Origin of the sequence: Actinocorallia libanotica, assembly GCF_039525175.1 — a bacterium.
Lineage (GTDB): Bacteria > Actinomycetota > Actinomycetes > Streptosporangiales > Streptosporangiaceae > Actinocorallia > Actinocorallia libanotica.
Genome location: NZ_BAAAHH010000004.1, coordinates 154,077 through 172,853, shown reverse-complemented (window position 1 = coordinate 172,853; position 18,777 = coordinate 154,077). Strand labels below are relative to the sequence as shown.

At 71.4% G+C, this 18,777-nt stretch carries 21 protein-coding genes; 9 read left to right on the top strand and 12 right to left on the bottom strand.

The features are described from left to right. Window positions 1-15: 15 nt before the first annotated feature. On the bottom strand, window positions 16-513 hold the full coding sequence (locus ABD140_RS07640) for an FBP domain-containing protein (protein ID WP_344238238.1): 498 nt from the start codon (window positions 511-513) through the stop codon (window positions 16-18). Between the two features lie 74 nt (window positions 514-587). Between ABD140_RS07640 and ABD140_RS07635 the strand changes: the two genes are divergently transcribed. The 3 genes from ABD140_RS07635 (at window position 588) to ABD140_RS07625 (ending at window position 2,807) form a co-directional block, all read left to right on the top strand. Continuing rightward, window positions 588-1,163, top strand: coding sequence for a TetR/AcrR family transcriptional regulator (locus tag ABD140_RS07635; protein ID WP_344238236.1), 576 nt, complete (start codon window positions 588-590; stop codon window positions 1,161-1,163). A 62-nt stretch (window positions 1,164-1,225) separates the two neighbouring features. Further along, a complete protein-coding gene (locus ABD140_RS07630; RefSeq protein ID WP_344238234.1) occupies window positions 1,226-1,861 on the top strand; it encodes a class I SAM-dependent methyltransferase in 636 nt (211 codons plus the stop codon). A gap of 16 nt (window positions 1,862-1,877) precedes the next feature. Continuing rightward, a complete protein-coding gene (locus ABD140_RS07625; RefSeq protein WP_344238232.1) occupies window positions 1,878-2,807 on the top strand; it encodes an MBL fold metallo-hydrolase in 930 nt (309 codons plus the stop codon). Window positions 2,808-2,813: 6 nt separating this feature from the next. Here the strand turns inward: ABD140_RS07625 and ABD140_RS07620 are convergent, their stop codons facing one another. From ABD140_RS07620 to ABD140_RS07600, 5 genes are all read right to left on the bottom strand, one after another. After that, complete coding sequence (locus tag ABD140_RS07620) at window positions 2,814-3,602, bottom strand: SDR family oxidoreductase (protein WP_344238230.1); 789 nt, start codon at window positions 3,600-3,602, stop codon at window positions 2,814-2,816. A 77-nt stretch (window positions 3,603-3,679) separates the two neighbouring features. Continuing rightward, window positions 3,680-4,255: a TetR/AcrR family transcriptional regulator gene (locus tag ABD140_RS07615; RefSeq protein ID WP_344238228.1), complete on the bottom strand. Its 576-nt coding sequence runs from the start codon at window positions 4,253-4,255 to the stop codon at window positions 3,680-3,682. Between the two features lie 77 nt (window positions 4,256-4,332). Continuing rightward, window positions 4,333-4,749: a PPOX class F420-dependent oxidoreductase gene (locus tag ABD140_RS07610; RefSeq protein WP_344238226.1), complete on the bottom strand. Its 417-nt coding sequence runs from the start codon at window positions 4,747-4,749 to the stop codon at window positions 4,333-4,335. Window positions 4,750-4,797: 48 nt separating this feature from the next. After that, window positions 4,798-5,577: an ABC transporter permease gene (locus ABD140_RS07605; protein WP_344238224.1), complete on the bottom strand. Its 780-nt coding sequence runs from the start codon at window positions 5,575-5,577 to the stop codon at window positions 4,798-4,800. Beyond that, window positions 5,574-6,482 carry an ABC transporter ATP-binding protein gene (locus ABD140_RS07600; protein WP_344238540.1) on the bottom strand — a complete coding sequence of 303 codons (909 nt, stop codon included), beginning with the start codon at window positions 6,480-6,482 and terminating at the stop codon, window positions 5,574-5,576. The genes ABD140_RS07605 and ABD140_RS07600 overlap by 4 nt, the downstream gene beginning before the upstream one ends. Window positions 6,483-6,605: 123 nt before the next feature. Here ABD140_RS07600 and ABD140_RS07595 point away from each other — a divergent pair, with 123 nt between their 5' ends. The 4 genes from ABD140_RS07595 (at window position 6,606) to ABD140_RS07580 (ending at window position 11,057) form a co-directional block, all read left to right on the top strand. Beyond that, the gene (locus tag ABD140_RS07595) at window positions 6,606-7,712 is read left to right on the top strand and encodes a sensor histidine kinase (protein ID WP_344238222.1); all 1,107 of its coding nucleotides are present in this window, start codon (window positions 6,606-6,608) and stop codon (window positions 7,710-7,712) included. Continuing rightward, on the top strand, window positions 7,709-8,371 hold the full coding sequence (locus ABD140_RS07590; RefSeq protein WP_344238220.1) for a response regulator: 663 nt from the start codon (window positions 7,709-7,711) through the stop codon (window positions 8,369-8,371). Before ABD140_RS07595 ends, ABD140_RS07590 begins: the two co-directional genes overlap by 4 nt. 155 nt (window positions 8,372-8,526) lie before the next feature. Then, window positions 8,527-9,954, top strand: a complete 1,428-nt coding sequence (rox, locus tag ABD140_RS07585; RefSeq protein ID WP_344238218.1) for a rifampin monooxygenase — start codon at window positions 8,527-8,529, stop codon at window positions 9,952-9,954. A gap of 161 nt (window positions 9,955-10,115) precedes the next feature. Beyond that, window positions 10,116-11,057, top strand: a complete 942-nt coding sequence (locus ABD140_RS07580; RefSeq protein WP_344238217.1) for an amidohydrolase family protein — start codon at window positions 10,116-10,118, stop codon at window positions 11,055-11,057. A gap of 52 nt (window positions 11,058-11,109) precedes the next feature. Here the strand turns inward: ABD140_RS07580 and ABD140_RS07575 are convergent, their stop codons facing one another. Continuing rightward, a complete protein-coding gene (locus tag ABD140_RS07575) occupies window positions 11,110-11,826 on the bottom strand; it encodes an HAD family hydrolase (protein WP_344238215.1) in 717 nt (238 codons plus the stop codon). 83 nt (window positions 11,827-11,909) lie between these two features. Beyond that, on the bottom strand, window positions 11,910-12,863 hold the full coding sequence (locus ABD140_RS07570; RefSeq protein ID WP_344238213.1) for an alpha/beta fold hydrolase: 954 nt from the start codon (window positions 12,861-12,863) through the stop codon (window positions 11,910-11,912). A gap of 63 nt (window positions 12,864-12,926) precedes the next feature. Here ABD140_RS07570 and ABD140_RS07565 point away from each other — a divergent pair, with 63 nt between their 5' ends. Further along, complete coding sequence (locus ABD140_RS07565; RefSeq protein WP_344238211.1) at window positions 12,927-13,874, top strand: helix-turn-helix transcriptional regulator; 948 nt, start codon at window positions 12,927-12,929, stop codon at window positions 13,872-13,874. A 46-nt stretch (window positions 13,875-13,920) separates the two neighbouring features. On the opposite strand, the gene ABD140_RS07560 is transcribed toward ABD140_RS07565, so the two are convergent. Together ABD140_RS07560 and ABD140_RS07555 are read right to left on the bottom strand one after the other, a co-directional pair. Continuing rightward, complete coding sequence (locus tag ABD140_RS07560) at window positions 13,921-14,757, bottom strand: class I SAM-dependent methyltransferase (RefSeq protein ID WP_344238209.1); 837 nt, start codon at window positions 14,755-14,757, stop codon at window positions 13,921-13,923. Window positions 14,758-14,854: 97 nt separating this feature from the next. After that, entirely contained in the window at window positions 14,855-15,508 is a 654-nt protein-coding gene (locus tag ABD140_RS07555) for a class I SAM-dependent methyltransferase (RefSeq protein WP_344238207.1), read from the bottom strand. 60 nt (window positions 15,509-15,568) lie between these two features. Between ABD140_RS07555 and ABD140_RS07550 the strand changes: the two genes are divergently transcribed. Beyond that, a complete protein-coding gene (locus tag ABD140_RS07550; protein WP_344238205.1) occupies window positions 15,569-16,234 on the top strand; it encodes a TetR/AcrR family transcriptional regulator in 666 nt (221 codons plus the stop codon). A gap of 69 nt (window positions 16,235-16,303) precedes the next feature. Here the strand turns inward: ABD140_RS07550 and ABD140_RS07545 are convergent, their stop codons facing one another. Continuing rightward, complete coding sequence (locus ABD140_RS07545; RefSeq protein ID WP_344238203.1) at window positions 16,304-17,293, bottom strand: BtrH N-terminal domain-containing protein; 990 nt, start codon at window positions 17,291-17,293, stop codon at window positions 16,304-16,306. A 113-nt stretch (window positions 17,294-17,406) separates the two neighbouring features. Next, on the bottom strand, window positions 17,407-18,606 hold the full coding sequence (locus ABD140_RS07540; protein WP_344238201.1) for a cytochrome P450: 1,200 nt from the start codon (window positions 18,604-18,606) through the stop codon (window positions 17,407-17,409). Window positions 18,607-18,777 lie beyond the last annotated feature (171 nt).

Here is an 18,777-nt window from a genome sequence, read left to right as displayed (position 1 = left end):
GGCCCGCGCGGACGATCACTCGGTGATCTTGTCCAGGAAGGCGTTCAGGTTGGCGTGCAGGCGGGCGACCTTCTCCTCCAGGGTGAGGGTCTCCTCCACGAGCCTGCCGCCCGCCGAGACCTTCCTGCCCCGCAGGTACAGCGAGCAGGCCAGGTCGCCGCACAGGTACTGGCCGACGGTGTTGCCCTGGCGGCCCGCCTCGCCGGTGCGGCGCGCGGTCATCAGCGCCACGCTGCCGCCGGTGCGGGTCGTCAGGCACAACGAGCACATGCTGCGCGCGGTGAAGCCGCGGCCGCCGCCGGAGGTCACCCGCAGCGCGACGCCGGCCCACCGGTCGCCGCGCTCGGTGACCAGGTAGGCGCGGCCGGGCGCGCCCTGGTCCTGCCAGCCGAGGAAGTCCAGTTCCGCCCAGGGCTGCTCGGCGAGGTCGCGGGGCAGGCCGAGCCGCTTGGCCTCCCCCTTCGAGCAGTTGATGAAGGAGGTGCGGATCTCACTCTCGGTGATCGCTCTCATGTGCGGCGAGGCTAGTTGAGCTAAACTCATTATGCAAATTGCTAAACCGTTTAGGTTCAGAGGAGGACGCCCCCATGGCACGTGCGGGAGTGACCGTCGAACGCCTGGTCCAGGCGGCGGCGGACCTCGCCGACGAGATCGGCTTCGACAACGTGACGGTCACGGCGCTGGCGCGCCGCTTCGGCGTCAAGGAGGGCAGCCTGTACTCCCACATCAAGAACATGCGGGAGCTGCGGGTGAAGGTGGCGCTGCTCGCGCTGGCCGAACTCGCCGACGCCGCCGGCGCCGCGCTCGCCGGACGTTCGGGCAAGGACGCCCTGGTGGCCTTCGCCGACGCCTACCGCGACTACGCCAGGAAGCACCCGGGCCGCTACGCCGCCACCCGCTTCCCCCTCGACCCGGAGACCGCGGCGGCCAGCGCGGGGGTGCGGCACGTGGAGATGACCCGGGCGATCCTGCACGGCTACCGCGTCCCCGAGTCCGACCAGGTCGACGCGATCCGCTTCCTGGGCAGCACCTTCCACGGTTTCGTGAGCCTGGAGACGGCGGGATCCTTCGGCCACTCCCGGGACGTCCGCCACGAGGACGCCTCCTGGTCCCGGATCCTCGACGCCCTCCACACCGCCCTCTCCCACTGGCCCCGGGAGTGATGTCCTTGTTCGTTCGGAGGGCGGGCGTTAGCGTTGCGGCGAGCCTCAAGGAAGGGGACCCGGTGGCCTCCTCGATCAGCCATCCGCTGTTCGCCCGCTACTACGCCCGCTACAGCCTCTCCCTGGAGCGGGGCATCGCCCGCCACCGCCGGACGCTGCTGGCCGGCCTGTCCGGAACGGTGGTCGAGATCGGCGCGGGCAACGGCCTGAACTTCGCCCACTATCCGCACACCGTCACCCAGGTGCTCGCCGTCGAGCCCGAGCCCTTCCTCCGGGAGATCGCCGAACGCAACGCCGCGAGCGCTCCCGTCCCCGTCAAGGTCGTCGACGGCCTGGCCGAGCGGCTTCCGGCCGCGGACGGCGAATGCGACGCCGCCGTCGCCTCCCTGGTGCTGTGCACCGTCCCGGACGTCGCGGCCGCCCTGGCCGAGATCATCCGCGTGCTCAAACCCGGCGGGAGCCTCCGCTTCCTGGAGCACGTCCGCTCCCCTCACCCGGCCCGCGCCCGCGTCCAGCGGTTCCTGGACGCCACGATCTGGCCGCGGCTGGCCGGGGGCTGCCACTGCGGGCGCGACACCGCCGCCGCGATCCGCGCCGCCGGCTTCACCGTCGAGGAGATGGCCGAGCTGACCGCCATGCCCTTCCCCGGATCCCCCCAGATCCTCGGCGCCGCCACCACTCCCGTGAAAAGTCCGTGACGGCTAGGGTCGTCCCATGAAACTGCGGTTCGGCCGCCCCGACATCTCCCGCTACGCCGACCGCTTCGACGTGCCCAAGGCCGGCGGCGGGCTCTCGGTCACCTTCCTGGGCGTCACCACCCTCCTCGTCCAGGACGGGACGTCGGCCGTCATGACCGACGGGTTCTTCTCCCGCCCCTCCCTCCCGTCGGTGGGGCTGCGGCGCCTCTCCCCGCACCCCGGACGCATCGACGCCGCCCTGACCCGCGCCGGAGTGAGCGCGCTCGACGCGCTCATCCCCGTGCACACCCACTTCGACCACGCCATGGACTCCGCTGTGGTCGCCGCCCGCACCGGCGCCCGGCTGATCGGAGGCCCGTCGGCGGTCAACATCGGACGCGGAGGCGGCCTCCCCGACGACCGGATCCACCAGGTCTCCTCCGGCGCCCAGGCCGCGGTCGGCTCCTTCACCCTCACTCCGGTGGCCTCGCACCACTGCCCGCCCGACCGGTATCCCGGAGACATCGAAGCCCCCCTCATCCCTCCGGCGAAAGCCGCCGCCTACCGCTGCGGCGAGTCCTGGTCCCTCCTCCTGGAGCACACCGGCGGCCGCACCGCGCTGATCCAGGGAAGCGCCGGGTTCGTCCCGGGCGCCCTGGCCGGCCGCTCGGCCGAGGTCGCCTACCTCGGCGTCGGCCAGCTGGGCGTCCAGGACGAGGACTACATCCGCGCCTACTGGCAGGAGACCGTCGAAACGGTGGGCGCGCGCCGCGTCGTCCTCATCCACTGGGACGACTTCTTCCGCCCGCTGGACAGGCCCCTGCGCGCCCTGCCCTACCTCGGCGACGACCTCGACGCCACCATGGCGGTCCTCGGTCCGCTGGCCGCCCGCCAGGGCATCCCCCTGCACTTCCCCACGCTGTGGAGGCGCGAAGACCCCTGGTCCGGCCTGCCCGGCGCGTCATGATCGCGGTCAGGCGGCCTTGAGGGTGCCGCCGTCGATGACGAAGTCGGCGCCGTGGACGTTGGCCGCGCGGTCGGAGAGCAGGAAGGCCACCAGGTCGGCGACCTCGCCGGTTTCGGAGAAGCGTCCCGAGACGACTCCGAGCCGCCCGGGGAGCGCGGCGAGCAGGTCGGCCTGGGGGACGCCGGCCGCGGCCGCGACCTTGCCGCCGTAACCGCCGGGTGCGGTCCAGAGCGGACTGGCCACCAGTCCGGGCGACACGGTGTTCACCCGGACGCCCCGCGGGCCGACCTCCTCGCTCAGCCGCTTGCCGAACACGGTCAGTGCAGCCTTGGCCTCGGCGTATCCGACCGGCGACCCGGTGGGGACGCGGGAGTTGACCGAGGAGATGTTCACGATCGCGCCCGAGCGCCGCAGGATGCCCGGCAGTGCCTCGGTGGTCGTCCACACCGCGCTGAACAGGTTGAGGTCGAAGGTGCTCCGCCACTGCGCCGGGTCCGCGTCGAGGACGCCGCCGACCGACACCGCGTCCGCGTCGCCTCCGCCGACGTTGTTGACCAGGAAGTCGAGGTCGCCGACCGCCTCGACCGCCTGCCGCACGGCGGTGACGGCGCCGTCGTGCGTCGACAGGTCGACCGCCACCGTGGCGAAGGCGACCTTCTCCAGCTCGGGGGTGATGGTCCGGGAGGCGCCCACCACGCGGACCCCCTCCGCCGCCAGGGCCTGCGCGACGGCCAGTCCGATGCCGCGGCCGGCTCCCGTGACCAGGGCCGTCCTGCCGTTGATGCCGAGTTCCATGATGTGCCTCTCGAATTCTTGTACTACAGGTCAAAAATCAGGGCGTGCGAAGCCCCGCGCCGCCGGGACCGCAAGGGTCAGAGCCCGGCCAGCGCGGAGTCGATGACTCCGTGGAGCATGGTCCGGTCGAAGGTCCTGGCCATGACGCGCAGGCCCATGAGGGTGTTCGCGATGAGCCGCGCCTGCGCCAGGGCGTCCACGCCGGCGGCGACGTCGCCGTCGAGCTGCCCCCTGGCGATCCGGTCGCGGAGCAGTTCGATCGTCTGCTCCGCGACCCGGCGGACCGCCCGTGTCGCCTCCTCGTCCCGCCCGCCGAGTTCCAGCGCGGTGTTGGCGGCCAGGCAGCCGCGCGGCACCGGCCCCTCCAGGTCCCTGTCGACGAGCATGACCAGGTACGCGCGGATGCGCTCCTTGGCGGTGCCCGGCCGGTCGAGGACCTCCGCGGTCAGCTCCGCCCCGGCGCGGCAGTACATCTGCAGCGCCCGGTCGAACAGCTCCCGCTTGGAGCCGAACGCGTGATACAGGCTCCCCTTGCCCACCCCGGTGGCCTCGGCGAGGTCGGCGGGCGAGGTGGCGCCGTAACCCTTGGTCCAGAACGTCTGCATCGCCTGTTCGACCGCGCGTTCCGGTTCGAACCCCTTCGGCCTTCCCATGCCGATCAGTCTGCCGATTTTTGACCCGTAGGTCAAATACGTACTTCGAAGACTCCGCGAGGACGCCCGGGACCCGCCTAGACGGTTTCCGGCAGGGGCGTCCAGCGCGCCGTTCCCGCCGCCCCGTCGGGGATGCCCCAGCTGCGGACGCGGCGGGGCCGGATGCGGATGACCTCGCCGCTGAGGAAGTCGCCCTCGGCGCGCGGCACCCCCGTGACGGCCTCGGCGATCCCCCGGATCTCGATGCCGCGGACGGTCCAGGGCTGGAAAGAGGCGATGTCGTCCACGACGAAGGAGACCTGGGGGTTGTGCCGGATGTTGGCGAACTTCCGGCTCTCCCCCATGCGCCACCCTCCGATGTCGATGTACCCGCCCTCCGCGTTCACCTCGAAGCTGACCGGATTGTTCTGAAGGGTCCCGTCGTGAGCGAGGGTGGCCAGCCGTCCGAGGGGCTGAGCCGCGAGGTAGGCGAGTTCTTCCGCTGTGAAGATCATGCCGCTCATCGTGCAACTTGAAGTGCGCTTCAGGTCAAGAGCCGCCGGTCAGGCGTCCCGCCGTTCCGCCAGGAGGAGGGACGGGGCCAGCGCGAGGGCGGCGTAGGCGGCCAGGACCAGAGAGGCGAGGAGCATTCCCGGCCGCGGATCCGGCTGGAGGGTCGTCAGCGACTCGGCGAGGCCGATGAAGGTGTACTGGACGGCCTCCTCCTGGAGGGGGGCGGGGAAGACGGCGGGCAGGGCGCTCATCACCACGAACGTCACCGTCATGAACACCGTGATCGCCGCTCCCGTTCCGCGGACCACCGCGCCGATCGCGAAACCGAACACCGCGATGAAGACCGTGTAGGCGACGCAGCCGAGCAGCGCCTTCCAGGCGCCGCCGTCGCCCAAGCCGATTCCGAGCCCGTCCGGGTAGAGGGACTGGGTCAGGAAGAACGTCCCGAACGTGAGCATTGAGGCGACCGCGGTGACCGTCGCGGCCAGTATCGCCAGTTTCGCCATCAGGAGCCGTCGCCGCTGGGGAACGGCCAGGAGGGAGCTGTGGATCTGGCCGGTCGAGTACTCCGACGTCACCGCCAGCACGCCCAGGACCCCGAACGCGAACTGCGCCAGGAGCACGGCGGCCAGCGGCTCGAGCGGGTCGAAGCCGTCCTCGGCCAGCCAGGCCCTGGGCTGCGCCGCCGCCTCGGCCGCGTCGACCGACGACGCCGTCAGGGCTCCGAACACCGGCACGAGCACCGCCGCCGCCCCCAGGCACCACCACGTCGACCGCACCGTCCGGAGCTTGAGCCACTCCGACCGCAGGATGTGTCGGATATCCGTCATGACCGTCCTTCCAGAGCGTGGTATTCGACCGCTTCGCCGGTGAGGTCCAGGTAGGCGGCCTCCAGGGAGGAGCGGCGTTCGGCGAGACGGACGATCGGGATGCCCGCGTCGAGGAGGAGTTCTCCGGCACGGGTCGCGTCGATGCCCCTGACGAGCAGGTCGCCGCCGTCGGCGGTGACGTCCCCGCCGGCCTGTGCGAGCAGCCCGACCGCCGTGCCCGTCCTGGCCTCGGGGACCCGGAGCTCGATGGACGCCGTCGCCGTCAGCTCGCCGATGGGCGCGTCGGCCAGGAGCCTGCCGCGGCCGATCACGATCAGGTGGTCGGCGGTGTTCTGCATCTCGGCCATCAGGTGGGACGAGACGAAGACCGTCCTGCCCTCGGCCGCCAGGTCCCGCATCAGGGTGCGGACCCACTGGACGCCCTGGGCGTCCAGGCCGTTGACCGGCTCGTCGAACAGCAGGACGCCGGGGTCGCCGAGCAGGGCCGCGGCGATGCCGAGCCGCTGGCGCATGCCCAGGCTGAACCCGCGGATCCGGCGTCCGGCCACCGCGGCCAGCCCGGCCAACTCCAGGCAGGCGTCCACCCGGTGGTCCCCGATGCCGTTGGCGGCCGCGACCACCCGCAGATGGTTCCTGGCCGTCCGCCCGGAATGCACCCTTGAGGCGTCCAGCAGCGCCCCGACCCGGGTGAGCGGCCGGTCGAGCTCGCGCAGCGGCCGCCCGCCGATCAGGACACGGCCCTCGTGCGCCCGGTCGAGCCCGAGGATGAGCCGCATCGTGGTGGACTTGCCCGCGCCGTTCGGCCCGAGGAACCCGGTGACGCGGCCCGGACGGACCGCGAAGGTGAGCCCGTCGACGGCCGCGGCCCCGCCGTAGCGTTTGACCAGACCGGTGACTTCGATCATCTTGTACCTCCCGGGCTCCACGATCACCGGTCGGGCGGGCGCGCCGCTTCCGCCCACGGTGCCGATCATGCTTCGGACCGTGGGGGGAGGCCGCGGGACGGACCCTGTCGATACGGTCGTGCCGTGAACGCGTTGCGCCCGTGGCACTGGACCGCTCTGGACGCCGTCGCCATCCTGCTGCTGGCCGGTCTCGCCGCGGACGGCGGCGACGAGCCCGTCCTGTTCCTGCCGCTGCTCCTGGTCACGGCCCCGGTGCTGCTGCGCCGCAGGTACCCGGTGCCCGTCCTGGTCTGGACGACCGCCATCACCTACCTGTTCGTCCTGGAGCTGGACGCCACCGTGCAGCCCGCCGCCTGGATGCTCGCCTCCTACTCGGCGGCCGTCCGGTCCAGGCGCGCGGCCGTGCTCACCGCGACCGGCACCTGGCTGCTGGCCCAGGCGATCGTCCTCACCCAGGACGGCATGACCCCGCTCCAGCTCGTCGTGGTCCCGCTGATCGTCGCGCTGCCGCCGTGCGTGCTGGCCGACGCCGTCCGCCAGCGCCGCGACTGGACCGCCGCCTTCGCCGACCAGCAGCGCCGCCGCGCCGACGCCGAGGCCGAGGCCCGGATCGCCGCGGAACGCCTGACGATCGCCCGCGAACTGCACGACGTCGTCGCCCACGGGGTGACCTTGATGACCGTCCAGGCCGGCATCGCGCGCCTGCGCTCGGCCCCCGACGACCCGCTCCACGAGGTCGTCGGGACGATCGAGCAGACCGGCCGCTCCTCCCTCGCGGAGATGCGCCGCCTGATGAGCCTGCTCCGCGGCGACGACGCCGACGGCCTCGCCCCCCAGCCCGGACTGGCCGACCTGGGCGACCTGGTCGCGGCGGCGTCCGCGGCGGGCCTGCGCACCGAACTGGCGATCCACGGCGCCCCGCGTCCGCTGGCCGCCGGCGCCGATGTGGCCGCCTACCGGATCGTCCAGGAGGCCCTGACCAACGCGGTGAAGCACGCCGTCACCCGAACGGCGACCATCGAGGTCACCCACGAGGCCGACGGCGTCCGCCTGCAGGTGCGCAACCCCGGCCCGGTCACCGCGTGCGGAGAGGGGCAGGGCATCCCCGGCATGAAGGAACGGGCCCGCCTCTACGGCGGCACGGTGCGCGCCGAACCCGCGTCCCCCGACGGCTGGCGGGTGGAAGCACGACTCCCCTACAGCCCCGCACCCGACGAGGTATCCCGATGATCCGCATCATGCTCGCCGACGACCAGGCACTCCTGCGCGCCTCCCTTTCGGCCCTCCTGAACACGGAACCGGGCATGCGGGTCGTGGGAACCGCGGAGAACGGCGCCGAGGCGGTGGAGCGGGCCGCGTCCCTCCGCCCCGACGTGGTGCTGATGGACGTGCGCATGCCCGGAACGAACGGCATAGACGCCACCCGGAAGATCACCGAAGATCCGGCGGTCCGCGTCATCATCCTGACCTCGTTCGACCTGGACGAGTACGTCTTCGCCGGTCTGCGCGCGGGCGCCGGCGGCTTCCTCCTGAAGGACTCGCCCCCGGAGGACCTCCTGACGGCGATCCGCGTGGTCGCGGCCGGCGAGGCGCTGCTGACCCCGGCGGCGACCCGCCGCCTGATCGAGCGCTTCACCGCCACGCCCCCGGTCCCCGCCGACCGCCTCTCCCCGTCCCGCAAGGTCCTCGCCGCCCTCACCGACCGGGAACGGGACGTCCTGGCCCGGGTGGCGCGGGGCATGTCCAACGCCGAGATCGCCGCCGACCTGGTCCTGGCCACCAGCACGATCAAGACCCACCTGACCAACCTGCTCGCCAAGACCGAGGCCAGGGACCGGGCCCAGCTGGTCATCTTCGCCTACGAATCCGGCCTGGCCGCCGCGTCCTAGCACCGCGCGGGCGGCAGAAGAAAGGCCGAAAAAAGAAAGGCAAGGAGATCACGCACTCCTCGCCACTCTCAACTTATAGCGCACCCCGGGGCTTGCGGCAAGACCCCTGTCATGCCGCAGAATCATCGGCCGTGACCGAAGACCAGGGGGGAACCATGTTCGATGTGATCGTCGTCGGCGGCGGACCGGTGGGGCTGATGCTGGCGAGCGAGCTGCGGCTGCACGACGTGCGCGTGCTCGTACTGGAGAAGCTGACGGAGCCGACCGGCCAGTCCCGCGGGCAGGGCCTGCACACGCGCAGCGTCGAGATGATGGACCAGCGCGGCCTGCTCGGCCGGTTCCTGGCCGTCAGTGAGAAGTTCCAGGTGGGCGGCCTTTTCGGCGGCGTCGTGAAGCCCTGGCCGGACCGGCTGGACACCGCGCACCCGTACGGGCTCGCCACCCCGCAGCCGGTCACCGAGCGGCTGCTCGACGAGCGCGCCCGCGAACTCGGCGCCGAGATCCGGCGCGGCCGCGAAGTGGCGGGGCTGAGCCAGGACGAGGACGGGGTGACCGTCGAGCTGGCCGACGGCGCGCATCTGCGCTCGCGCTACCTCGTCGGATGCGACGGCGGCCGCAGCACGGTGCGCGGGCTGCTCGGCGTCGGCTTCCCCGGCGAGCCCGCCACGGTCGAGACGCTGCTGGGCGAGATGGAGGTGGCCGAGGACCCGGCGGCGATCGCCGCCGTCGTGGAGGAGGTCCGCAAGACCCAGCTGCGGTTCGGCGCCTCCCCCACCGGGGACGGGGTGTACCGCATCGTCGTGCCCGCCGGGGAGGTGGCCGAGGACCGTACGGCTCCCACGACCCTCGAAGAGTTCCAGCGGCAACTGCGTGCCACCGCGGGCACCGACTTCGGCGTGCACTCGCCGCGCTGGCTCTCCCGGTTCGGCGACGCCACCCGGCTGGCCGAACGCTACCGGGTCGGCCGGGTGCTGCTGGCCGGCGACGCGGCGCACGTCCACCCGCCGACCGGCGGCCAGGGTCTCAACCTCGGCGTCCAGGACGCGTTCAACCTCGGCTGGAAGCTCGCCGCCCAGGTGAACGGCTGGGCGCCGGAGGGGCTGCTGGACAGCTACCACGCCGAACGCCGCCCGGTGGCCGCCGCCGTGCTGGACAACACCCGCGCGCAGATCACCCTGCTGGGCACCGAACCGGGCCCGACCGCGCTGCGGGAGCTGTTCTCCAAGCTGATGGACTTCGAGGAGGTGAACCGGTACGTGACCGGTTTGATCACCGCGGTCGGGGTCCGCTACGACCTCGGCGAGGGCCACGAGCTGCTCGGCCGACGGCTGCGGGACATGCCGCTGAAGCAGGGCCGCCTCTACGAGCTGATGCACCGCGGCCGCGGCCTGCTGCTCGACCGGACCGGCAGGCTCTCGATCGAGGGCTGGGCGGACCGGGTCGACCACGTCGTCGACCACGGCGAGGAGCTGGACGTGCCCGCGGTGCTGCTGCGGCCGGACGGCCACGTGGCATGGGCCGGCGAGGACCGCCAGGACCTGCTCGGCCCGCTGACCCGGTGGTTCGGCGCCCCCCTCGACTGAGGAACGGCCCGCCCACCTCGCCGGACCTGCGGCGGCTCCTGCGCGGAGCGGGGGTTTCGGGCCGGACATCGGGGAAACGTGCCGGAACGCAGGCCGAGCGTGCCGTCTCCCTCGTGGTCGATCGCCTGACCGGTGCCACACCTGATTCCGGAGGAGCCGCCATGCGCGTCGACGTGCACGCCCACTACTACCCGGCCGACTACCTGGACACGTTGCGAGACCACGGGGCCGACGCCACCGACACCGCGCGGATGCCCTGCGCCGGCTCGACCGGTGACGACATCGACGCCCGGCTCCGCATGATGGACGAGGCGGGGGTGGACATGCAGATCCTGTCCGCCGCCCCTCAGCTTCCCTTCTTCGAGAACCGCGAGCACGCCGTCGGTGCGGCCCGCATGGCCAACGACATGTACGCCGAGATCGTCCGAGCCCGCCCTGACCGGTTCGCCGCCCTCGCCGCCCCTCCGCTGCCGCACGGGGAGGCGGCCGCGGCCGAGGTCGCCCGCGCCATGGACGAACTGGGCTTCCTCGGCGCCGCCGTCTCCACCGTCGTACTGGACCGAACCCTCGGCGACCCCGCCTTCGAACCCTTCTGGACCGAGCTGAACCGACGCGGAGCAGCGGTGTTCATCCACGCGGCCGGCAAGGACCTGGACTCACCGCTGATCTCCGAACACGGCCTCACCTGGATCGTCGGCGCCCCGTTCGAAGACGCCGTGGGCGTCCTGCACCTCCTGCGCGCCGGGGTCACCGCCCGGCATCCTGACATCCGCTTCATCGTCGCGCACCTGGGCGGCCCCCTTCCCTTCCTGCTGCAACGCATCGACGACAACTACGAACACTGGAACGAGGCGTTCCCGGACCGTCCCAGCACCCTGCTGCGCCGCATGTGGTTCGACACCGCCAACTTCCACGCCCCCTCACTGCGCTGCGCCGTCGACGGCTTCGGCGCCGACAGGATCATGCTGGGCAGCGACTTCCCCTTCTTCCGCGACGACCTGTACACCCGCGCGGTCCGCTACGTCGAACAGGCCGGTCTCCCACCGGAGCAGACCCGCCTCATCCTCGAGGACAACGCCACGCGGCTGTTCGACCTGCCCTGAGGCCGCCGCTCCCCAACCGCCGTGCGGCGGTTTCTGAGCCGTCCCGAAGGCCTCAGAGGTGACCGGGGAGGTCGGTGAGGCGTTCGATGCGAAGGACCGTCTCGTCCGCCGCCGGGGAAGGGCCTCCGGTGACGAAGTCGATGCCGCGGTCCAGCCAGATGCCGGTGAGCCCGGCGAGGGCGGCGGCGTTCACGTCGCTTTCCAGCATGTCGCCCACGTTGACCGCCCGGACGGGGTCCGTTCGCATCCATCGGCAGGCGTCGGCGTAGGCGACGGGCTTGGCCGCGCCGAGCTCGGCAGGGGTCAGGACGGCTTCGAAGTAGTCCAGGAGGCCGAAGCGGGCGAGCTTGGCACGCTGCTGTCCGGGATCACCGTTGGTCAGGACGGCGAGACGCGGGCCTCGGGGAAGCCGTTTCAGTGCCTCCAGGCAGGGCCGGACATCGGGATAGCACCGCCAGGAATCCTCGAACACGGGGAGGTAGCGCTCGGCGATCCAGGCGTCCAGAAGGTCGGGACGCTCCGGTACCGGCTCGCCGAGCGCGGGCAGGAAGGAACGCGCCCTGCGCCGGTGGTGTTCGGCGAAGGAGCACTGACCGGCCAGGTACTCCCGCATGTGGCGCGCTTCCAGCGCCCACCACAGCGCCACCAGCTCCTCCGAGGAAATCGTCGCGTCCGGCGCTGCCCGGACGATCCGCCCGATTGCCTCCCAGACCGCACCTCGATGATCGACCAGGGTGCCGTCCAGATCGAAGAAGACCACATCCGCCACAGGCCGATGGTCTCGTGGCACATACCGCTGCCGCCAGTGGGTTTTCTGGCCCGCCGGCTCGGCGGCCTGCGCCCCGACGGCTTTCAGGTGGCGTCCTGCTGTTTCAGCCATTTTGAGATCACTTGGTTGGTGTCTTCGGGCTTTTCCTGCTGGATCCAGTGGCCGCAGTCCAGGCCGACCACTTCCACGTTGGGCACGAACTCTGTCAGGTTCTCGGACCTCGAGACCGCGTCCCGGTCACCGTAGATCATGAGGGTGGGCTGTTGGATGACCGGGTTCACGTCCGCCAGCAGGCGCCAGTTGCGGTCGAGGTTCCTGTACCAGTTGATGGTGCCCGTGAATCCCGATGATGCGAAGGCGGAGACGAAGACGGCCAGTTCGCTGTCGCTCATGACGGGCTCGCCGAGTGGTGTTTCCGCTCTGGCGAGATCGATCAGCGCCATGCCCGGCTGAGGCTCCGCGGGGGGCCCGTTCTTCCGGTACATGTTGCGAAGGAACTGGAAGGTGTTCTCTTCGAATACGGCGTCAGCGACGCCTGGCCGTCGATTGAAGTGGACGAAATAGAAGTCGCCGCCGAGCGCGTCTTCCATGGACTCGATCCAGGGCTTTTCTCCGCGCTCCTGGTACGGCAGGCTCAAGTTGATCACCTTGTTCACGCGGTTCGGATGCAGCAGGGCCAGTCCCCAGACGACGAACGCGCCCCAGTCGTGGCCGACGAAGGCGGCGTCTTCGTATCCGTAGTGGTCGAGGAGCGCGACGAGGTCACCCGACAGGTGCTCGATGTCGTAGTCCGTCACTTCGGCCGGGCGGGACGAGTTGCCGTAACCCCGCTGGTTCGGTGCGATGACGTGGTAGCCCGCTGCGGCGAGGGCGGGCATCTGATGGCGCCAGGAGAAGGCGTGCTCCGGCCAGCCGTGGCAGAGCACGATGGGCTTTCCCGCGTTCTCCCGGCCCGCTTCGAAGACTTCGAGTTCCACACCGTTGACCGGAACGAGGGTGGGCTTGGGAAAATCGGTGGGATTGAAGATTGAGGTCATGTCGCCATCCTGACGCCTGAAACCGGTCATCTCATGACCGGTTTCGTGTGAGAGTTTGTCGGCGTGCGAACCGATCGGCTGGTGGCCGTCCTCCTCTTGCTGCAGCGGCGCGAGCAGGTGACGGCGGCAGAGGTCGCCCGAGAGTTGGAGGTCTCCGAGCGCACCGCCCGCCGCGACCTCGACGCCCTGGCCATGGCCGGGGTGCCCGTGTACTCCGTGCAGGGCCGAGGCGGCGGCTGGCGCCTGGTGGGCGGCGCCCGCACCGACCTGTCCGGGTTGACCGCGAGTGAGGCCCGCGCCCTGTTCCTGGTCGCAGGCCCCGCCTCGGCTGCGGCGCCGGCCGTGAAAACGGCTCTGCGCAAGCTCGTCCATGCCCTGCCGGAGCCCTTCCGGGCGCAGGCCGAGGCGGCGGCGTCGTCGTTGGTCCTGGACCCGCGGCGATGGGGGTCGAGCCGGGTCGAGCGCCGACCGCCTCGCTTCCTCGACGAACTCCAAGACGCGGTGATCCGCGGCGTCCAGGTGCGGCTCGGCTACGTCGACAGCAAAGGCGCCGAAACCGAGAGAACCGTTCACCCGCTGGGCATCGTCGCCAAAGGTCCGTCGTGGTACCTCATCTCCAACACCGAGGAGGGCCGGCGGACCTTCCGGATCGACCGCGTGTCGTCCGCCGAACCGACCGACGATCCCGTGCACCGGCCCGAGGACTTCGACCTCGCCGAGAGCTGGCGCGAGATCGCCGACGAGGTCGACCGCAGGCGAATGCCGCTGGAGGTCCAGGCGGTATGCACGCCCCACGGGATAGGCCTGCTCCGGATGGGGTTCGGCGCTCGGCTCGAGGTGGGAGGCCCCACGACCGACGGCCGCGTCGAGGTCGTGATCCGCGGCTACGACGAGTACACGCTCGCCGGCGAGCTCGCCGGGTTGGTCGAATGGCTCGAGGTGACCGGCCCCCCGGGCGTGCGAGACCACCTGGCCTCGATCGGCGACGCGCTCGTCGAACGCTATCGCTGAGACCGTCCCATGGCGCCGAAGCGCACATCGTGGAGGTGCCCCCGCGTCAGGGCCGGACGGCGCTCACCAGCCATACGGAGCCGCGGATGCGGACTCCGTCCGGCTTCTCGTAAGCCGCGAGCGCGGACCGGAGCTCCTGGCGGGTGCGGGTGATGGCGGGCTGGTCCACGTCCTGGAGGTTGAAGCGGACCGGTCCCTGGCCGAGGATGAAATCCGCGGCGTCGGCGGCGTCGCGGCCGTAGTCCATCAGCGCCTCGACCGGCCGCACGGCCACCTCCGCCAGGCCCGCCTCGCCGAGCACCCGGTGGATCCGGTCGGGGTCCGACAGCGACCCCATGCCCTGGGCCGCGGGTGAGGGACGACGCATCAGCGGTGCCAGTGCCGCGGTGGCCCGGGCGTACTCGCTGTCCGGGCGGCCCGCCTGCGGGACGATGAAAACCATCCGGCCGCCGGGCCGCAGCGCGCGGGCGATGTTGGCGAACGCGGCCGGGGCGTCGGAGAAGAACATGACGCCGCCACGGCTGACGACGATGTCGAAGCCGCTCTCCTGGAAGGGATGGACCTCGGCGTCGGCCTGGTCGAACCGCACGTTGGCGATGCCCTGCTCGGCCGCGTCGGCGCGGGCTCGGGTCACCATGGGTGCGGAGATGTCGACGCCGACCGCCCGCGCGCGTGCCGCCAGGCGAGCGGCCAGCAGGGTGAGCTGCCCGGTGCCGCATCCGATGTCCAGGACGTCGTCGGTGTCGCCGATCGCGGTGAGCTCCAGGAGCGGCTGGTGGAAACCGTCCATCATCGCGTCGTATCGGGGGGCGTTGTCGGCCCAGGCCGCCCCCTCCCACCCGTTCCACGCCTCGGCCTGCTGGATGTTGACGACTGTGTGCATCAGATCTCCTTCGTCGGGTGGTGTGGCTGAGCCACGAACGGGACGGCAGGTGCGGACTCGGACCGGACGAAATCCGCCGTGTGGGACATCGGCCGGTTCATGCTTCTCCAGCGGTGCGACGCAGCGTGAACCAGAAGGTGGGCACCGGGTTCGTGCCGGGTGTGGTGTCGACCAGCTCCCAACCGGTGAACCTGGCGCGCAGTTCGTCGGCGGTGACGCCGGAGATCGGGTCGTCGAACGCCTCGGGGCCGTACCCGAACATCAGCAGCCGTGCGCCGGGAGCGGCGCGGCGGGTGAGTCCGGCGGCGTAGGCGTCGCGGCGGTGCGGCGGAATGCCGCAGTAGCAGCTCAGGTCGAAGAACAGGTCGTAGGGACCGGGTGCGTCCAGGTCATCGAGCCGGGTGGCGTCCCCGTGCAGCAGCCGTACGGCCGCCCCCGCCGCGTCGGCCTTCTCTCGGGCCTGCCCGATCGCCCGGTCGATCAGATCGACGGCCACGACCTCCCAGCCCTGCCGGGCCAGGTAGATCGCGTTGGTCCCGGTGCCGCAGCCGAGTTCCAGGGCGCGTCCGGGCGGCGGCGCGTCGTGCCCCTCCACCAGGGCGACCAGCTCCGGCGGTGTCACGCCGGTGTCCCACGGCGGCTTGCCGGCCCGGTAGTAGTCCTCCAGCTCGCGGTGGACCGCCACCTCCTGGTCCCGTTCGGCGCTGGTCCGGTCCGCACCCGTGGCCTGGGCGGTGTTCGGCTGATCCATGGCCCCTCCAAGTTTCTAGAGTTGAACTCTAGTGTTCGACTCTAGAGATATACTCGCATCATGGACACCGTCAAGCGGCAGGACAAACGGGCCGAACGCTCACGCCGCACTCGCGAGAAGGTCATCCAGGCGGCGCGGGAGCTGTTCATCGCGCAGGGCTACGGGGCGACGAGCCTGCAGGAGGTCGCCGCTCGGGCGGGCGTGGCCGTGCAGACCGTCTACTTCGTCTTCGGCAACAAGCGCACGCTGTTCAAGGACGTCGTCGACACGTCCATCGCCGGTGACGCCGAGCCGGTGGCCACCATGGACCGCGCGTGGTTCCGTGCCGCCTGCGCCGCGCCCACCGCGGCCGACCAGCTGCGCGCGCACGTCCGAGGCACCTGCGAGATCCTGGGCCGCATCGCCCCGATCATGCCGCTGATCGCGGCCGCCGCGGCCACCGACCCGCAGATCGCCGCGCAATGGCCTGATGGCCCCGACCCGCGGTACACCGTGCAGCACGCCGCGGCCCAAGCGCTGGCCGGCAAGCCCGACGCCCGTCCCGGCGTCTCCGTCGCGATGGCCGCCGACCTGCTGTTCGCCCTGCTCAGCCCGCAGCTGTACCTGCTCTTCGTCCAGGACCGCGGCTGGTCGCCGGACGCCTGGGAGGAATGGGCGTGCTCCACTCTGACCGCCCAGCTGTGCACCGGTTCCGCGGCCGCGGAGACGCCCCGCACGCCGGACTGAGCCCCACTCGCCCCGTCCAGCAACTCCCCCTTCACCAACGCCTGACCGAGGCGTGGCTCGTTGAGCTCCCTACTCCTCCAGACGGTTCAGCGCCTGCATGGCCTCGCGCTCGATGCGTGACAGGTCGGCGAGGATCGCGCCGGCCTGGACCAGGCACCGCGCGTCGGCCGATTCACCCGCCTTCTTGATCAGCGCGGCCGTTTCCGTCCACAGGTGCGCCGCTTCGGCGTACAGCGCGTGGCCGGTGCGCAGGTGGTCGCTGTCGATGAGTTCCATGCCTTCGGCGAGGAAGTCGCGGTAGAGGTTGCGGAACAGGGCACCGCCGGTGCCGGCCTGCTCCATCAGGAGGGCGGCCTGGGGCAGGTCCCGCTGCGGGTCGTCGGCGCGCTGGAGCCAGGTGCGCACCAGTTTGCCCGCTTTCTCGATGCCCCGGTGGCCCAGGTTGGCGATGGGCGGATGGAGGAAGGCGGCGGCGCAGGCGGTGATGGCCGGGACGATCCGGGTCCGCGGAGAAGGCGCGGGCTCGGGGACCGTGAGGGTGAAGGACCGGTGCCTGGCGGTCATCGGGCCGCGCGCGGCCCTGGCCCGGGCGAGACCGGTCAGGCCGGTGGACACCGCTCCGCCCTGCTGCTCGGTGTCCACCAGGTAGGCGGCATGCTCGTCGTAGCCGTACATGGCCACGATGTGGCCGCCGAAGTTCACCTTCGACGTGAAGTAGTCCAGGTGGTAGCTGTCGAGCTGCAGCCCGACCGGATGTCCGGCGTCGATGGGGGCCGCCACGTTCTCCCACGCCCTGCGGGGCGAGGCCGTCTCCCGGGTCAGCAGTTCCAGCCCGAGCGCGGAGGCCAGGTTTCTGGTGAGTTCGAAGGGTTTGACCCGTCCGGCGAGGAAGGGGAAGTCCATGCTCTTGCCGTCCCAGTAGAGGAAGGACAGACCGGAGCCCAGCCCGAAGAGCATGGGCTCGGACAGGTCGAGCCCTTCGTGCCGCAGCAGCACTCCCAGCGCCGTGGTCTCGCAGTGCCGCCCGCCGCGGGCGTCGACGCCCTCCACCGTGGTCATGCCGCGTTCTCCTCCATAGGGGCGATCAACCTGATCGCCGACTCCCCTGCACGACCGCCATGGTGGACCCTCCCACGGTGGGAGAGTCCAAGCCGTCCGTTCCGGACGGCTCCTCACCAGGTGACGAGGAGCTTCTTCGCGCGGCGCACGAAGCGTTCGGTGTCCCAGGGGACCTGGTCCGGGGGGTCGGTCAGGCGGAGGCCGGGAAGCCTCGTCGTGAGCGTGGACAGGGCGACCTGGAGCTCCATGCGGGCCAGGGCCGCGCCGACGCACCGGTGCAGGCCGTGCCCGAAGGCGATGTGCGGGTTGTTCCTTCGGCCGATGTCGAGGGTCTCGCCGTCGGGGAACGTCTCCGTGTCCCGGTTGGCTGCGGCCAGCTCGACCAGGACCTGCTCTCCCCGGCGCAGGAGGACCCCGCCCACCTCGACCTCCTCCAGCACGAAACGCGTCATCGACCCCTGCGTGATCAGCGGCACGTACCGCAGCAGCTCCTCCACCGCCGTGGGGACCAGGCCGGGGTCGGCGACCAGCCGCGCGTAGTCGCCGCTGCGCAGCAGCAGGAAGACGAAGTTGGGGATCTGCGAGGCGGTGGTCTCGTGTCCGGCGCTGAGCAGGGCGCGCAGCAGGTTGTTCACCTCGTCGTCGGTGAGGCGGTCGCCTTCGATCCGCTCGCGCACCAGGGCTCCGGTGAGGTCGCCGGTCGGCTCGTGCACGCGGCGGGCGGCCAGGTCCGCCAGATAGGCGTTCATCTCCGTGATGCTGGTCTGCATCTCCTCCATGGTCAGCCCGCTGGTGCTGAGCAGGGCGTCCAGCCAGGCGACGAAGCGCGCCCTGTCGGTCGCGGGGACGCCGAGCAGGTCGCAGATGACCTCGATCGGCAGGTCGAGTCCGAATCCCTGCACCAGGTCCGCGGGGGGACCCGCCTCGATCATGGCGTCGATGAGCCGGTCAGCGATCCGCTGCGTTCCCGCGCGCAGCTGCTCCACGCGGCGCGGGGTGAAGGTGCGGTACACGAAGCGGCGCAGCCGGGTGTGGTCGGGCGGATCCACGGTGAGGAGGGTCTGGCTGGCGGGATCCATGGGCGTCACTCCCGCGACGCGGCCGGCCGGGATGCCGGCGCGTTCGGGGTCGCGTCCGAAGGCGGGACTGCTCAGGACGAACCGGGCGTCATCGTAGGAGGTGACGAGCCAGGCGGGGTCGCCGTGGCCGAGCTGGACGCGTATGGGCACGCGGCCGGCCCGCGCCTCGCCCAGCAGAGGAGACAGGTGAAGAGGGTGGTCGGCGGTGAAGGGGAAGGCCGGAAGCGTGCTCATGGCGGCTCCGATCGTGGTCTCCGAGACGGCGGGGAAATCTTCCATGCCGATGAAACGCCGCGGAGTCCGCACCGCAATATCCCCTGAGTACCAGGATGACCTAGCCGATATGTCAGCTTTGTATTGACTTCGAATGGTGACGTAGTGATCGCGGGCGGTTCCGCGCCGTCC

What these genes read in the sequence shown, in the direction of transcription:
- ABD140_RS07555 (WP_344238207.1), bottom strand. Translation starts at nt 15,508, where the DNA reads ATGGATCAGCCGAACACCGCCCAGGCCACGGGTGCGGACCGGACCAGC.
- ABD140_RS07545 (WP_344238203.1), bottom strand. Translation starts at nt 17,293, where the DNA reads ATGACCACGGTGGAGGGCGTCGACGCCCGCGGCGGGCGGCACTGCGAG.
- ABD140_RS07620 (WP_344238230.1), bottom strand. Translation starts at nt 3,602, where the DNA reads ATGGAACTCGGCATCAACGGCAGGACGGCCCTGGTCACGGGAGCCGGC.
- ABD140_RS07570 (WP_344238213.1), bottom strand. Translation starts at nt 12,863, where the DNA reads ATGACCTCAATCTTCAATCCCACCGATTTTCCCAAGCCCACCCTCGTT.
- ABD140_RS07600 (WP_344238540.1), bottom strand. Translation starts at nt 6,482, where the DNA reads ATGATCGAAGTCACCGGTCTGGTCAAACGCTACGGCGGGGCCGCGGCC.
- ABD140_RS07635 (WP_344238236.1), top strand. Translation starts at nt 588, where the DNA reads ATGGCACGTGCGGGAGTGACCGTCGAACGCCTGGTCCAGGCGGCGGCG.
- ABD140_RS07625 (WP_344238232.1), top strand. Translation starts at nt 1,878, where the DNA reads ATGAAACTGCGGTTCGGCCGCCCCGACATCTCCCGCTACGCCGACCGC.
- ABD140_RS07580 (WP_344238217.1), top strand. Translation starts at nt 10,116, where the DNA reads ATGCGCGTCGACGTGCACGCCCACTACTACCCGGCCGACTACCTGGAC.
- ABD140_RS07590 (WP_344238220.1), top strand. Translation starts at nt 7,709, where the DNA reads ATGATCCGCATCATGCTCGCCGACGACCAGGCACTCCTGCGCGCCTCC.
- rox (WP_344238218.1), top strand. Translation starts at nt 8,527, where the DNA reads ATGTTCGATGTGATCGTCGTCGGCGGCGGACCGGTGGGGCTGATGCTG.
- ABD140_RS07560 (WP_344238209.1), bottom strand. Translation starts at nt 14,757, where the DNA reads ATGCACACAGTCGTCAACATCCAGCAGGCCGAGGCGTGGAACGGGTGG.
- ABD140_RS07640 (WP_344238238.1), bottom strand. Translation starts at nt 513, where the DNA reads ATGAGAGCGATCACCGAGAGTGAGATCCGCACCTCCTTCATCAACTGC.
- ABD140_RS07610 (WP_344238226.1), bottom strand. Translation starts at nt 4,749, where the DNA reads ATGATCTTCACAGCGGAAGAACTCGCCTACCTCGCGGCTCAGCCCCTC.
- ABD140_RS07615 (WP_344238228.1), bottom strand. Translation starts at nt 4,255, where the DNA reads ATGGGAAGGCCGAAGGGGTTCGAACCGGAACGCGCGGTCGAACAGGCG.
- ABD140_RS07550 (WP_344238205.1), top strand. Translation starts at nt 15,569, where the DNA reads ATGGACACCGTCAAGCGGCAGGACAAACGGGCCGAACGCTCACGCCGC.
- ABD140_RS07605 (WP_344238224.1), bottom strand. Translation starts at nt 5,577, where the DNA reads ATGACGGATATCCGACACATCCTGCGGTCGGAGTGGCTCAAGCTCCGG.
- ABD140_RS07540 (WP_344238201.1), bottom strand. Translation starts at nt 18,606, where the DNA reads ATGAGCACGCTTCCGGCCTTCCCCTTCACCGCCGACCACCCTCTTCAC.